The organism is Enterococcus montenegrensis, from assembly GCF_029983095.1.
Taxonomy (GTDB): domain Bacteria; phylum Bacillota; class Bacilli; order Lactobacillales; family Enterococcaceae; genus Enterococcus_C; species Enterococcus_C montenegrensis.
Genome location: NZ_CP120467.1, coordinates 1487874 through 1501774, shown reverse-complemented (window position 1 = coordinate 1501774; position 13901 = coordinate 1487874). Strand labels below are relative to the sequence as shown.

Sequence of the window (13901 nt, the reverse complement as noted above, 5' to 3'; positions counted from 1 at the left end):
AAAAAAATGAAAGCCCAAGAAGCATTACAAGCAATTAAAGAAAAACCACTGGCACCGTTATATCTTATCTTAGGGACCGAAAGCTATTTGCAAGATCGCATCAAGCACGCTTTTATGGAGCGACTGCAATTACAAAAAGATGATTTAGACTTGGTTTATTTTGACTTGGAGCAGGACCCTTTAAATTTAGTCGTGGCAGAAGCGCAAGCACCGTCTTTGTTTTCTTTAGAAGATAAACGGTTAATCATTGCTGAAAATCCGTTGTTTTTGACTGCAGAAAAAAAGAGTAATGTGATTGAACAAGACTTAACAGATTTTTTAAGCTATTTAACCGATCCGGCGCAAAGTGGTGTCGTAGTTATGATTGCGCCTTATGAAAAATTAGACGAACGTAAAAAGGTCACCAAGTTGTTAAAAAAACAGGCGGTTGTAATCGATGTACAACCTTTAAAAGAACAAGACGTACAGCGTTATGTGCGCCAGACGCTAGCGGCTGCAAACATTCAGTTAGACCGCCAGGCTTTTGATACTTTTATGCAACTTACAGAAATGGATTTAACCAAAGCAATGCAAGAGTTGGATAAATTATTATTATACGGGGCAACGGGTGCGTCTTTAACAAAAGATGTGATTATACAGTTGGTGCCACAATCTTTGGAAAATAATATTTTTGAATTGACAGAAAATGTCTTAGCAGGTAATGCCGACAAAGCATTACGGATATATGAAGATTTACATCTACAAGGAGAAGAGACGATTAAAATCAACGCTATTTTAATCGGGCAGGTGCGCTTGTTGTTGCAGACTAAAATATTGATGAAGGCGGGCTATCAACAAGCCAACATTGCCCAGACGGTAAAGGTACATCCTTATCGTGTAAAATTGGCCATGCAGCAAGTAAAAAAATACGATGAAAAACAGCTTATGACGCTGTTTGATGAATTAGTCGAAAATGATTATCTTGTTAAAACGGGCCAGATGGATAAAGAATTTTTATTCCAACTTTTTGTTTTAAAAACCGCGCGATAAAAATTTTGCCAAACTTAATAAGTAAAAGAAAAAGCGTTGAAGAATTAACTTCAACGCTTTTTGAAACTACTTAGCGATTTTTTTGCTTAAACGAGCTTTATCGCGGTTAGCTTTATTTTTGTGGATCAAGCCTTTAGTTTCGGCCATATCGATCGCTTTGCTAGCTTCTTTATACAAAGCTTCTACGTTGTCGGCACCAGCTTCGACAGCTTGTTCGAATTTTTTGATGCTTGAACGCACAGCACTCATTTGAGATGAATTTTTAGCGTTAGCAGCAGTGCTAGTTTTCACGCGTTTGATTGCAGATTCAATGTTTGGCATAAGTTTCACCTCCGAATAAAAAGTTTTGCATGATAAGTCATACAAATCAACACTAATCATTATACCCAAACATTGTAAGCAATGCAATAAAAGTTGTAAAGAAATTTTACTTAACAGAAAAAGTTAAAAAAATAGCGCAAACAAAATTGAAATATGCTATGATACTAACGTAAAAAAACAAATCTGCTTTTTGGTGGTGTAATTTTTTGAGTATAGCATTAGTTGTAACGATTACCCTGGTAATGGGCGTTATTTTTGTCAACGGATGGACTGACGCACCCAATGCCATTGCGACGGCTGTTTCTACACGGGTTCTAAAACCAAACGTGGCAATCTGGATCGCGGTAATTATGAACTTTCTTGGCGCATTAGTGATGACTTATTTTAATGCACAAGTTGCAGAAACAATCAGTAATATTGTAAGTTTTGACGCCCAAGGGAATATCGGCGCCTCACAAGTAGCACTGGCAGCTTCACTTTTTTCAATTGTTGTCTGGGCAGTCGCGGCTTGGTATTTTGGTATTCCCACCAGTGAATCCCATGCGTTAATTGCTGGTTTAACTGGTTCTGCAATGGCTTTAGGCGGTCTTGGTGCCGTTAATGGACAAGAGTGGATTAAAGTGTTAATTGGTTTAGTCGTGTCTACAATCTTAGGTTTTGGTGGTGGCTATTTAATTACTAAGCTCATTGCGCTTATTTTTCGCGATGTTCCAAGAAGAAAAGCCAACAAGTTTTTTACTGTCGGCCAAGCTATTGCAGCGGCAGCCAATGCCTTTTTACATGGCGCTCAAGATGGGCAAAAATTTATGGGGGTCTTTATGTTAGGCCTTTACTATAACAATTTGGCTGAAAAAACTGGTGGTGGTTTTACCATTCCACTATGGGTAATGGCGTTATGTTCGATCACGATGGGGATTGGAACTTCCGTTGGTGGTATGAAAATTATTAAATCGGTCGGAATGGATATGGTGAAACTAGAAAAATATCAAGGCTTCTCTGCTGACGTAAGTGCAGCAATTGTTTTATTTCTAGCTTCAGTCTTTGGTATTCCAGTTTCCACTACCCATACTAAAACGACTGCTATTATGGGCGTAGGCGCATCAAGACGACTTTCCAGTGTGGATTGGCGGATTGTAAAAGAAATGATTTTTGCCTGGGTAATGACTTTTCCAGGTTGTGGTTTAATTGCCTATTTAATGGCGAAATTATTTGTTGCAATCTTTTAATTTAGATAAGGAGCTTATACAATGGCACGAAGAAAACAATATGATTTTTTAGGTGCAATGGCACATTTGACCCAAAATGCAGCGGATGCGGCAGAAGTGTTAGTGCAATTAGTAAAAAATTATTCTGCAGAAACGCTAACATTAGAGGCAGAGAAAATTCATGATTTGGAAAAAGAAGGCGACCGCATTGTGACGGAGCTGACTAATGAATTGTATGATGCATTTATAACCCCTATTGATCGGGAAGATATTTTGATTATAGCAGAAAGAATCGATGATATTTTAGACGGGATTAATGCCTTGACTTATCTTTTTGAAAACTTAGCTATTACTAAAATGCGTCCACAAACAGATGAGTTTGCTAAAATGGTTTTAACAGCAACAAACGGAGTTCATACGGCGATGCTAGAATTTCCGAAGTTTAAACATTCAAAAACTTTGAAGAAAATGATTGATGAAGTAAATCAGGTTGAATCAGAGTCTGACCGCCTATATTCTGAATTGAAAAAAGGCTTGTTTACCGAAGAAACTGACGTTTTAGAAATTATTAAATGGAAAGACGTCTATGATCGTTTGGAACAAATCGTTAATGCTAGTGAAGATGCTGTGGATATTATTGACGGCATGGTAATTAAAAATACTTAATGAAAAGGTGCGGGCAAGTTTTATGACTTGTCCGCACTTTTTTTAACAAAAAAAATTTACGCTGACCTACTAAGCTGAGATTTTTCAATAACGTAAAAGTTTCATCTAGCTATTTTTATAGCAAACACGTTTATTTTTAGCGAAGTCTTTTTTAGTAAATGACGAGGTATTTTGCTAAGTTATAAACAAAAGGTGTGACATCGCTTCGATGCCACACCTTTTGTTTTATTCAATGAAAAAAATTACATTGCGATTAGCCAATAACCAATTAAGATAACCCCTAAAATAATTCGGTACCAGCCAAAAATGGTAAAGTCGTTTTTCTTGATGTAGTTCATTAAAAATTTAATTGCTAATACTGAAACGATGAAAGATACGGCAGTACCAACTAATAATACAATTGTACTTTGGAAGCTAAAACTGTTGCCATGCATAATAAATTTTACAATTTTCAAACCACTGGCACCAATCATCGTAGGAATTCCCATAAAGAAAGAAAATTCGGTGGCAACAAAGCGAGAAGCCCCGATTAAAATACCACCCAAGATTGTCGCACCAGAGCGGGAAGTACCAGGCACTAATGATAAGACTTGGAACATCCCGACGATTAATGCTGCTTTGTAAGTAAATTTATTTAAATCTGTACATTTTGGTGTTACATTTTTGTTGCGTTTTTCCACCACGATAAAAGCAATCCCGTAAATAATCAGCATCAATGCTACTGGGAAAAACTTATGGAAATGTGCATCTAACCAATCATCTAAAGGTAATCCGATAATAACTGATGGAATAACAGCTACAACAACTTTGAACCAAAGATTCCAAGTATCTTTTTTCTCAATCTCACTTTTACGAGGAGAAAAAGGATTCAATTTATTAAAGTAAAGATAGATAACCGCAAGTATTGCACCTAATTGAATCACAACGTTAAACATTGTCATAAAGGCTTCTGATTCTTGCAGCTTGATAAATTCATTAGCCAAAATTAAGTGTCCAGTACTACTAATTGGCAACCATTCTGTGATTCCTTCAATGATTCCTAGAATAATTGCTTTTAAAATGTTAAGCAAAAACATGCTTTCATTCCTTTCTTAACTTGATAAGTTTGTAGTTGGCACTAAGCGCCATAAAAAGATTACAGGCTATAGTATACCCTTAAATTTTTGGAAAACCAATTGCTTTATTGAGTCTTTTATAAAAAAAAGACAATCCGCAAAAATTTTTGACGGACTGTCTAAAGGGAAAATATTTTTTAAAAACTTATTGAATTAAACGTTTAAGCTAGAAGATTTTTTGAAATCTTTTTGCCCGCTTCAATAAAATTAGTAGAACCGACTTCTTCGATGGAAAAATTACCATTTTCGTCATAAGTTAACCGAGTGACACTCCCGTTTTGCAAATCGACCCGAACCGGTTGTGTTTCGTCGATTAAATTGAGTAAAAAGGCAATCGTGAAGCCGTGGGAAACAATGACAGCTTTGCCGCCACCTTTTTTTTGCACACGATGTGCAATATCTTCAAAACCAGAAAGTACGCGATTTTTAATTGTTTCAAAATCTTCTGCCCAATTAGCAGTGTCGGCATCTTTAACAGCTTCAGCAATTTTTTCAAATGAAATGTTAGTTTCCCACATTTCTTCGCTGTCTTTAAAGTTTAAAACTCGAGGCAAAACACCCCACATTTCAGAATCATAACCACCTTCTAAAGAACCCCAGCACCACTCTCTGATGCGATTGTCTATCGAGTAAGGAATTTTATTCCCATCACTATGTTCACCTAAGACGATCCGCATTGTTTCGATTGCGCGGCCAGAATCACTGGAAACAGCTTCAACGAAGTCTGTTTCTTTTAAACCAAGACCTAAATAATGAATCATTTGGGCACCTTGTTCCGTTAGGGGAGTGTCACACCATCCTTGTGCTCTTTGCAGTGCATTAAACATTGTTTTGCCATGACGAATAACATAAAGTTCAACTTTTTCCATCTTGAAATCTCCTTTTTAATTCTTTAACTTTTAGTAAAATAGTAAATTCTAACGTGTTGCTAGAAAAAACGGATTGGATTTTTTTTCGCGTTCAACAGTAGTTGACTCACCATGACCCGGATAGACGGGAAATTCATCTGGTAAAGTAAAAAGTTCTGTTTTGATACTGGTCAATAGCTGTTCAAGATTGCCTGTTGGTAAATCGGTACGCCCGATACTGCCACGGAATAAGGCATCGCCACTGATAACAAAAGAATCAAAAATAAAGCTAACACTCCCAATGGAATGACCCGGAGTTGCCACAACCTCAAAGGTCATGCCGCCTAGCGTGTATTCTTTTAATTCAAATAAAAAGTCTGCTGGTGCAACAAGAATGTTTTCCAGCTCATCGTGTCTTCCTAGGCCAGAAAGATTCATAATCGGATCTTGCAACCAATCTGCCTCTAAGGGACTAACATAAAGAGGAATGTTGTAGTAATCGCGTAATTCATCGACAGCTCCAATGTGGTCATAGTGGGTATGGGTCAATAAAATTGCTACCGGTTTTGCCTTTAACTTTTCTATTTCTTGGATAATAATTGGACCATCCGCACCGGGATCGATAATTAAAAGATTTTCTTTATCAGCTACTAAATAGCAATTTTCTTGAATTGCCCCGGTTGGAATTTTGATAATTTCCATTTCTTCGCCTCCAAACAACATTTGTCTCCTTCAGTATAGCGTAAAGAACAAAAACAAACAAAGGGAGATGTCTGAAGTAGCCCTTTGTATAAATATGCTATGATAAAAGAAAAAAGTTGCAGTGGGGGTAGAAAAAAGATGAAATTTTATCTGAGGGATAGTTTAGTTCAATTAGGTATGACAGCCATCGTACTAGCAAAAGTAACAAATGTTACACCAGATGTTCCGTTAACCAAAGAGTTGGAAAACTATATTACCGCAAGTGAAAAATTAGCGGCAAATTATGATCGAGAGGCGATTCGTGTTCATTCAGTTATTGCGGGTTATCGTGCCAAGATGCAAGCAATCGGTCAGAGTGTAAAAAAAAATCCCCCCACAGCAGAAGCCTTGATCAAAAATATTCAGCGACGTGGAAGTATGCCGCGGGTAAATAGTATTGTAGATTTATACAATGCAGAAGCACTGCACTCATTTTTGGCCATTGGTGCCCATGATTTTGATACCATTACTGAATTTGTTGAATTTACACGAGCCTATGAGGCGACCGTTTTTTTCCCAATTGGCTCTAATGAAAAACAAGTTAGCGTAGGGGATATAATTTATCGCGATCAAAAAGGCGTGATGGCGTATCTTGATGCCCGTGATGGCGAAGCTTATAAAATCACACCAAAGACGAAAAACCTATTATTAATCATGCAAGGAAATGCCAATACCGATGTCCCTTCACGAATCGCGGCATTAAAAAGAGTCTGTGAAAATATTAAAAAAATATGTCCTTTATCAGCTTATGAAATTGCTGTTGTTACGCAAAAAGATGACACTTTTTTTGAATAATTTTTGACATCTTTGCTGCTTTCTTCGTTGTTATAATGAAGGGAGGAGAAGAAGATGTATCAAGAGTTTTGGCATTTTTTATTGTATTTGCAAGGTACTGGGATTTTTAATGTAGTAGCAGTTTTAGCAATTGCGATGATTTTTGACTTTTTTAGTGGTATGGTAGTGGCCAAAATCAAAAGGGTGATATCTTCTCGGATTGGCATTAATGGGATTATTCGAAAACTGGCAAGCATGTTATTGTTACTGTTCTTTGTTCCAGTCGCCTTTATTTTGCCAGCTAAAACGGGTGTCGCTATGTTATGGGTCTTTTATTTAGGCTACTTATGTTTAGAAATTGAATCTATTTTTGAAAACTATCGTAAACTTGGCTTTGATATGACGATCTTTACAAAGTTTTTGGCCGAAATCGTTGCATTATGGAAACGCAAATAAAAACCACAAAATAAATGAATTGACTTAAAAAAGCTGTGACAAAAGTGTCATGGCTTTTTAGCTTTTAAAAGACCTATATAGCCCTAATAGAAAAGTCAGCTTCCAGTTGTTTTGGTTTTTAATTTCTGTTAAATTGAGTTGTATTTTAAAAAGATGACTTAAATTATTGGGAGGTGAGCCTTTGCAAAGTGCGAGAGTTTCAGTTAGAAAACTAGTGACCTTTATTTTGCGTAAAGGGAGTATCGATAGTCGTCATACAAGTAGTCATACAGCCCAAGAAGGTGCCAAAATTCACCGCCGTCTGCAAAAAGCTGCCGGAGACGACTATCAAAAAGAAGTCTTTTTAAAGCAGACTGTTAAAATAAATAATGACGAACTTACAGTAGAAGGGCGTGCGGATGGACTATTTGCCAATGAGGTAGGCTATGTGATTGATGAAATTAAAACATCTGAAACACCTTTTGAGGAATTACCGCCGGAACAAAAAGAATTATTCTTTTATCAAGGTATGGTTTATGCTTATATTTACGCTTTACAACAAGAATTAACGACAATTAGTGTTCAGTTAACGTATTTTCAAACAATTGAAGAGAAAATTACAAAAGAAATTCGCCAATTCCAGTTGGAAGAATTAGCTGATTTTTTTACCGATTTAACCAACGAGTACCAAAAATGGTTAGAATTTCAAAACAACTGGCGTAGAGTTCGCAATACGTCCTTACAGCTTTTGCAATTTCCTTATGATGAATTTCGGATTGGGCAAAGAGAATTAGCTGTTGCAGCCTATAAGACCTTAAAAACACAACAGCGGCTTTTTGTTGAAGCACCCACAGGTACCGGTAAGACGATTTCAACACTTTTTCCAGCTTTAAAGGCATTAGGAGAAGAAGACAACGACCGCATTTTTTATCTAACAGCAAAGACCATTACCCGCCAAGTAGCAGAAGACGCCTTAAAATCCCTTAGTGGTGAAAAAGGCGCCCAAGTAAAAAGTGTTACACTCACTGCCAAAGATAAAATTTGTTTTTTGACGGAACGCAACTGCACCCCAGAGCACTGTCCTTTTGCTAACGGGTATTACGATCGCATTAACGAAGGTTTATGGGACTTATTGCATCACGAAAATCAAATTACTAGACCAATTATTGAAAAATACGCGAAAAAACATACCCTTTGTCCTTTTGAGTTGTCCCTTGATGTTAGTTTATGGTGCGATGTTATTGTAGGGGATTATAATTATTTATTTGACCCCACTGTGTATTTGCGCCGCTTTTTTGAAGAAGAAGAAAACTATTATTTTTTAATTGATGAAGCCCATAATCTAGTCGCTCGTTCAAGAGAAATGTATTCTGCTAGTATTAATCGGCAAAGCGGGGAACATTTACTAGCATTACTACCAAAAAAAGAGCGGAAATTACGGCGGGCGTTAACTTCATTGGATGATGAGTTTAGCCTAATTGAGACAGCAGTCACAAAGAAAAATGATATTTTTTTCTCCCAAACGCTACCGGCCGAGACTTTAAATAAAAGATTGTATAAAGTTTCTGAAAAACTCCAAGAGTGGTTGGGCGAAAATCCGAAAGACAAAGCCCAAGAAATCGCATTAAATTACTACTTTGCTGTATTAAATTATCTTAAAATTAGCGAACTTTACGACGATCATTATGTCACGACAGTTACCCGTAACTACCACGATGTTACCTTAAAACAATTTTGTCTTGATCCGGCGCCGTTTTTAGAGCAAATGCTAGCAAAAGGAAAAGGAGCGGTTTTATTTTCTGCCAGTTTTACACCATTAGATTACTATCAAGATGTTTTAGGCGGAGGCAGTGAGGCATTGCGTTATCGTTTGCCCAGTCCTTTTCCCAAAGAAAACCAAGGGTTATTTTTATTGGACTATATTCCGACAACTTACAAAAATCGCGAAAAAAGCTTGTCAGATTTAATTTTGGCTATTTATGAGATGGCAACAGTCAAAACAGGCAATTATTTTGTTTTCCTACCTTCATATGCGTATTTGGATTTAGTAGCTGAAAATTTCAAAAAAACTTATCCTAACATACAGGTAATGATTCAAAATACTGAATTAACTGAAATAGAACGGGAAAACTTTTTAGCGGCCTTTGTAGCTAAACCTAAAACTTCTTTAGTTGCATTTTGTGTACTCGGTGGTGTTTTTTCAGAAGGAATTGATTTAAAAGCAACTCGTTTGATCGGCAGTATGGTGGTAACGGTTGGTCTGCCTCAAATCAATCCTGAACAAGAATTACTAAAAGACTATTACGGTGGAAAAAAAGGGTTTGATTATGCATATCGACTGCCGGGGATGAACAAAGTCCTATAAGCAGCCGGTCGTGTCATCCGAGATCAAAATGATTATGGTGTGGTTTTATTAGTAGATCAACGGTTTGAAAATTCTGATTATAAGGCCCTTTTTCCGGCACATTGGCAGCATTATCTGTCAATTAACAATCGTCAGGAACTAAAACAAAATTTATTGCATTTTTGGGCACAAAAAAATAGCTAAAATGATTGCATTAACAGCAACAACTGCTATATTAGAAATGGAATGATATTGTCAAAATTGATGTGAAATAAATTATCACAAAAAGGAGTTTGAAGGTAGTGACAAAAGTTTGGCAGCAGCACCTGCAAATGGAAATGATGAAAAAAATTGGAGTTGTTTTGCTCTCAGGCGTAATCGCTGCGGTGGCACTGAACTTCTTTTTAATCCCAGCACAAGTCTTAGCAGCAGGGATGAACGGGGTCGCACAAATTGTTGTCTCATTAGGACAACAATACTTAGGTATCACTTTTGATACTGGGATTTTTATTTTCTTATTAAATGTGCCAATTTTTGTCGTGGGCTTTTTAAAATTGGGGAAAGCCGCAACATTTTGGAGTTTTATGAATGTTATTAGTGTTTCTTTATTCACCATTATCATTCCACAAGGAGAAGTGACAAATAATATCTTGATGAATGCCATTGTTGGTGGAGTCTTATTAGGTGTCGGTGGTGGCCTGTCTTTGAAATTTGGGTTTACTACCGGTGGTTTAGATATCGTTTCGCTTATTTTATCCAACACGACCGGGAAAACTGTCGGTAATTTTATGTTGTTACTAAACGGAATTATTGTTTTGATTGCTGGTTTTATTTTTAACTGGGAGAGCGCACTATATACGATCATTTCTATTTATGCGATGAGTCACGTCGTTGATGCAATTCATACAAGTCATCAAAAAGTGACGGCTTTTATTATCACAACAAAACCAAATGAAGTCGGGCAGAACATTTCAGAACATGTTTTTCGTGGAATGACGTTACTACCTTCAATGGGAGGGTATTCTGGGGTGGAAGGCAAAATGATTATGATGGTTGTCACCCGTTATGAATTGTATGATTTAGAGCAGGCAATTTTAGAAGTGGATGAAAATGCTTTTGTCGATTTTGTACCAACACAATCTATTATCGGACGTTTTGCTAGTGAAGATGATCAACGAACGTTTAAAGTAACAGGAGTCTTTCCTGAAATTAAAATGACGAAGAAAAAAAGCCATAAATAATTCCTTTAAAAATGTTAGCTATTGTTAGCTATAAAGTGAAATAAAAAGTAAACGAACAGTTCAAACTATCCGTACTCTCTTTAAGTAATTTACTTGTGAGAAGAGAGTGACAGTTAAATGAAGTGTTCGTTTTTTTTATTATTCTAAAATAATTTTAAGAAATTTAAGAAAAATATAAATTAACAGAAATCTACTACTTTTTTAAAAAAGACTTTTTCTTTTTTATAACATATGCTATTTTGAAAGTAGGAAATAAATTTATGTGCAAAAAATAAATTTATTCACTTGCTAATGAAAGGGGATGGTATTTTTGGACGACGACTCGCCTGAGGGAGAGCAGAAGTTTTTAGTTTGTTTGGCTTACTTTTTAATTGAATAAAAAATAAAGCACGTCATTGACCGTTGTGTCTGTGAGGGGCTTATTTGTCGTTTATTCAAAAATAAAGGAGTACAAACATGGAGAAATATCAAGATTTTCAGTTGGAAAAACAAGAACTATTAAAAAAATATGGTGTACGAGAAGTTGCATTAGGTCTTGGTGAGGATGAGGCCAAAAGAAGGTTGCAAAAAGATGGTTTGAACCAGTTAACGAGTCAGAAAACTCCCAAATGGAAATTACTGTTGCGACAATTTCACAATATGATTATTTACATTTTATTATTTGCGGCTGTTTTGACGTTGTTAATGGGACATGTTTCAGATGCGATTATTATTGCTGTGGTTGTTATTGTCAATGTATTAATCGGCTACTACCAAGAGGCAAGTGCAGCAGATGCACTAGAAAAAATCAAAGGATTGTTGTCGCAAGAAGCGACAGTTTATCGCGATGGCATTCGGCAAGACATCGCAGCTGAAAAATTGGTGGTAGGCGATGTTGTCTTTTTAGAAGCTGGCGATAATGTTCCTGCCGACTTAAGAATGGTCGAAACCGACAATTTACGTATAAAAGAGTCTTCATTAACCGGAGAGGCTGATTCGGTAGAAAAAAATGCGGACCAAATCAGTGAAGCTGCTACGCCACTAGCAGAAAGAAACAACTTAGCTTTTGCCTCAACTGCAGTCACAGCGGGCAGTGGTATTGGAATTGTTATTGCCACTGGTGCACACAGTGAAATTGGAAAGATTTCAACAGAAGTTGCCCAAACAAAAAGTGAAAAGACACCTTTAATGAAAGAAATTGATAATCTGGGAAAAGGGATTACTTGGGTAATTATCGGCGTTTCGGTTCTTTTATTTATCCTAAGTCTTCTGTTAGAAACCTATGCAATTTCGGTTCTAACACTGGCGGTGGTGACTATGATTGTGGGCTCAATTCCAGAAGGACTGCCGGCAACGACATCTGTTGTTTTGGCCATGGGAGTAAATGAGATGGCAAAAAAAAATCATACCATTGTCAAAACACTTCCAGCTGTCGAAACATTAGGATCAGTTGCGGTGGTTGCAACCGATAAAACGGGGACCTTAACCAAAAATGAAATGACCGTAAAGGATATTATTTTTTCAAAACGTCAATTAAAAGTCTCAGGAGATGGGTATGACCCCACTGGTGCTATTCTTAGCGCTGATAATCAAGTTGTCGAACTAGATGAAGAATTAAAGTTGTTTTTAGAAGCAGGATTTGAAGCCAACGATACTGTTTTGCATAATGAAGCTGGCTGGCAAATTAATGGTGAACCAACGGACGGTGCCTTTTTAACATTGTATTATAAGCAATTTCCCTTCCCTAAAAAAACAGAGTATACCGAAATTGACATGTTGCCATTTGATTCAGATTACCGATATATTGCTAAATTAGTAGAGAAAAAAGATGGGCAGCGAATTTTATTTATCAAAGGGTCCCCTGATAAATTGTTTTTAATGGCAAAAGCCAATGGAAAACAAAAATTTGCTGAGGACTATTGGACAAATCAGGTAACCAACTTAACTGAGCAAGGAAAAAGAGTTGTTGCGGTTGGATACCAAGTTGTGAGCAATTTGGTTACACAAATTACACCTGAACTTTTAACCAAAGGCATTCATTTTCTCGGAATTGCCGGCATTATCGATCCACCAGAAGAATCAGTGATACCTGCGTTAAAGGAAATGAATCAAGCTGGGGTGAGTGTCAAAATGATTACAGGCGATCATCCGCTGACAGCAAAAGCAATTGCAGAAAAGCTCAATTTGGCACCTGAAGTTTCAGTTATCACCGGAGGCCAATTAGAGCAAATGTCCCCACAAGAACTAGAACAAGCAGTAGTAGAAAATCAAGTGTTTGCACGAACGACACCGCAAAATAAATTGGAAATTGTTGCTGCCCTCCAAAAAAATGGCTTGGTGACAGCGATGACTGGAGATGGCGTGAATGATGCGCCAGCATTAAAAAAAGCCAATATTGGTGTTGCAATGGGGAAAAAAGGAACGGATGTGGCCAAAGATTCAGCAGATATGATTTTAACTGACGATAATTTTGGCACAATGGCAGTTGCGATTCGTGAGGGGCGCAGGATTTATGACAATATCAAAAAGAGCATTCTCTTTTTGTTGCCAACTTCTTTTGCAGAAGGGTTGATTATCGCCTTTACAATATTATTGCAAAAAGATATGCCGCTACAGCCTACACAGTTGCTTTGGATTAACATGGTTTCAGCGATTACGATTCAATTTGCCTTCATTTTTGAACCGGCAGAAGCCAATATTATGACACGAAAACCAAGGCAGTCAACGGGACGAATATTTAATCGCCATGACATTTTTCAAATGGGATATGTCTCTATTTTAGTGGCAGCTATCAGCCTGATTTCATATGAATGGTTGCTTTTGCAAGGTGTGACGAGGGTCGTGGCTAGTACGATGATGATTAATATCGTTGTTTTAAGCAAGATTTTTTACTTGTTTAATATTCGAACGAAAGCGCCACTTTTTTCAAAAAGTTTCTTTACTAATCCCAAAGCCTTTTGGATTAGCGGAACTATGCTTTTGTTGCAGATTGCACTAACATATCTTCCGTTTATGCAAAACTGGTTTTATACAGCCGCTTTATCGCCTTTGGAATGGGGAATCGCTGTGGCAGCCGGGGTCGTGATATTAGCTATCACTGAATGTGATAAATTATTACGCATAAAAAATAAGGCTAAATAAAAAATTGAAAATTGTTTTTGTGAAGATAAAAAGATAAAAGGCGTAACCTTTCCTGTGGTTTA

General features: G+C 37.0%; 11 protein-coding genes and 1 pseudogene. 8 read left to right on the top strand and 4 right to left on the bottom strand.

Annotated elements, in window-relative coordinates; all coding sequences use genetic code 11:
• Positions 1-6: 6 nt before the first annotated feature.
• Positions 7-1029 carry a DNA polymerase III subunit delta gene (gene holA / locus P3T75_RS07280; protein ID WP_206904128.1) on the top strand — a complete coding sequence of 341 codons (1023 nt, stop codon included), beginning with the start codon at positions 7-9 and terminating at the stop codon, positions 1027-1029.
• Positions 1030-1095: 66 nt separating this feature from the next.
• On the opposite strand, the gene rpsT is transcribed toward holA, so the two are convergent.
• The gene (gene rpsT / locus P3T75_RS07275) at positions 1096-1350 is read right to left on the bottom strand and encodes a 30S ribosomal protein S20 (protein WP_071864692.1); all 255 of its coding nucleotides are present in this window, start codon (positions 1348-1350) and stop codon (positions 1096-1098) included.
• A gap of 242 nt (positions 1351-1592) precedes the next feature.
• On the opposite strand from rpsT, the gene P3T75_RS07270 reads away from it, so the two are divergent.
• Together P3T75_RS07270 and P3T75_RS07265 are read left to right on the top strand one after the other, a co-directional pair.
• Positions 1593-2576 carry an inorganic phosphate transporter gene (locus P3T75_RS07270; protein ID WP_206904210.1) on the top strand — a complete coding sequence of 328 codons (984 nt, stop codon included), beginning with the start codon at positions 1593-1595 and terminating at the stop codon, positions 2574-2576.
• Positions 2577-2597: 21 nt separating this feature from the next.
• The gene (locus P3T75_RS07265) at positions 2598-3221 is read left to right on the top strand and encodes a DUF47 domain-containing protein (RefSeq protein WP_206904132.1); all 624 of its coding nucleotides are present in this window, start codon (positions 2598-2600) and stop codon (positions 3219-3221) included.
• 242 nt (positions 3222-3463) lie between these two features.
• Here the strand turns inward: P3T75_RS07265 and P3T75_RS07260 are convergent, their stop codons facing one another.
• The 3 genes from P3T75_RS07260 to P3T75_RS07250 form a co-directional block, all read right to left on the bottom strand.
• Positions 3464-4297 carry an undecaprenyl-diphosphate phosphatase gene (locus tag P3T75_RS07260; protein WP_206904134.1) on the bottom strand — a complete coding sequence of 278 codons (834 nt, stop codon included), beginning with the start codon at positions 4295-4297 and terminating at the stop codon, positions 3464-3466.
• A gap of 200 nt (positions 4298-4497) precedes the next feature.
• Positions 4498-5205, bottom strand: a complete 708-nt coding sequence (locus P3T75_RS07255) for a histidine phosphatase family protein (RefSeq protein WP_282461221.1) — start codon at positions 5203-5205, stop codon at positions 4498-4500.
• 48 nt (positions 5206-5253) lie between these two features.
• Entirely contained in the window at positions 5254-5886 is a 633-nt protein-coding gene (locus P3T75_RS07250; RefSeq protein ID WP_282461220.1) for an MBL fold metallo-hydrolase, read from the bottom strand.
• 138 nt (positions 5887-6024) lie between these two features.
• On the opposite strand from P3T75_RS07250, the gene P3T75_RS07245 reads away from it, so the two are divergent.
• The 5 genes and pseudogenes from P3T75_RS07245 (at position 6025) to P3T75_RS07225 (ending at position 13839) form a co-directional block, all read left to right on the top strand.
• Positions 6025-6720: a B3/B4 domain-containing protein gene (locus P3T75_RS07245; RefSeq protein WP_282461219.1), complete on the top strand. Its 696-nt coding sequence runs from the start codon at positions 6025-6027 to the stop codon at positions 6718-6720.
• A 54-nt stretch (positions 6721-6774) separates the two neighbouring features.
• On the top strand, positions 6775-7155 hold the full coding sequence (locus P3T75_RS07240; protein WP_282461218.1) for a phage holin family protein: 381 nt from the start codon (positions 6775-6777) through the stop codon (positions 7153-7155).
• Positions 7156-7336: 181 nt separating this feature from the next.
• Positions 7337-9682, top strand: a pseudogene (locus P3T75_RS07235) (ATP-dependent DNA helicase).
• A 128-nt stretch (positions 9683-9810) separates the two neighbouring features.
• Entirely contained in the window at positions 9811-10719 is a 909-nt protein-coding gene (locus P3T75_RS07230; protein WP_407649842.1) for a YitT family protein, read from the top strand.
• Positions 10720-11175: 456 nt separating this feature from the next.
• Positions 11176-13839, top strand: coding sequence for an HAD-IC family P-type ATPase (locus P3T75_RS07225; protein WP_282461216.1), 2664 nt, complete (start codon positions 11176-11178; stop codon positions 13837-13839).
• Positions 13840-13901 lie beyond the last annotated feature (62 nt).

Bases quoted from the DNA above. Each gene is read 5' to 3' on its own strand.
- holA (WP_206904128.1), top strand. From the start codon at position 7: ATGAAAGCCCAAGAAGCATTACAAGCAATTAAAGAAAAACCACTGGCA.
- rpsT (WP_071864692.1), bottom strand. From the start codon at position 1,350: ATGCCAAACATTGAATCTGCAATCAAACGCGTGAAAACTAGCACTGCT.
- P3T75_RS07270 (WP_206904210.1), top strand. From the start codon at position 1,593: ATGGGCGTTATTTTTGTCAACGGATGGACTGACGCACCCAATGCCATT.
- P3T75_RS07265 (WP_206904132.1), top strand. From the start codon at position 2,598: ATGGCACGAAGAAAACAATATGATTTTTTAGGTGCAATGGCACATTTG.
- P3T75_RS07260 (WP_206904134.1), bottom strand. From the start codon at position 4,297: ATGTTTTTGCTTAACATTTTAAAAGCAATTATTCTAGGAATCATTGAA.
- P3T75_RS07255 (WP_282461221.1), bottom strand. From the start codon at position 5,205: ATGGAAAAAGTTGAACTTTATGTTATTCGTCATGGCAAAACAATGTTT.
- P3T75_RS07250 (WP_282461220.1), bottom strand. From the start codon at position 5,886: ATGGAAATTATCAAAATTCCAACCGGGGCAATTCAAGAAAATTGCTAT.
- P3T75_RS07245 (WP_282461219.1), top strand. From the start codon at position 6,025: ATGAAATTTTATCTGAGGGATAGTTTAGTTCAATTAGGTATGACAGCC.
- P3T75_RS07240 (WP_282461218.1), top strand. From the start codon at position 6,775: ATGTATCAAGAGTTTTGGCATTTTTTATTGTATTTGCAAGGTACTGGG.
- P3T75_RS07230 (WP_407649842.1), top strand. From the start codon at position 9,811: ATGGAAATGATGAAAAAAATTGGAGTTGTTTTGCTCTCAGGCGTAATC.
- P3T75_RS07225 (WP_282461216.1), top strand. From the start codon at position 11,176: ATGGAGAAATATCAAGATTTTCAGTTGGAAAAACAAGAACTATTAAAA.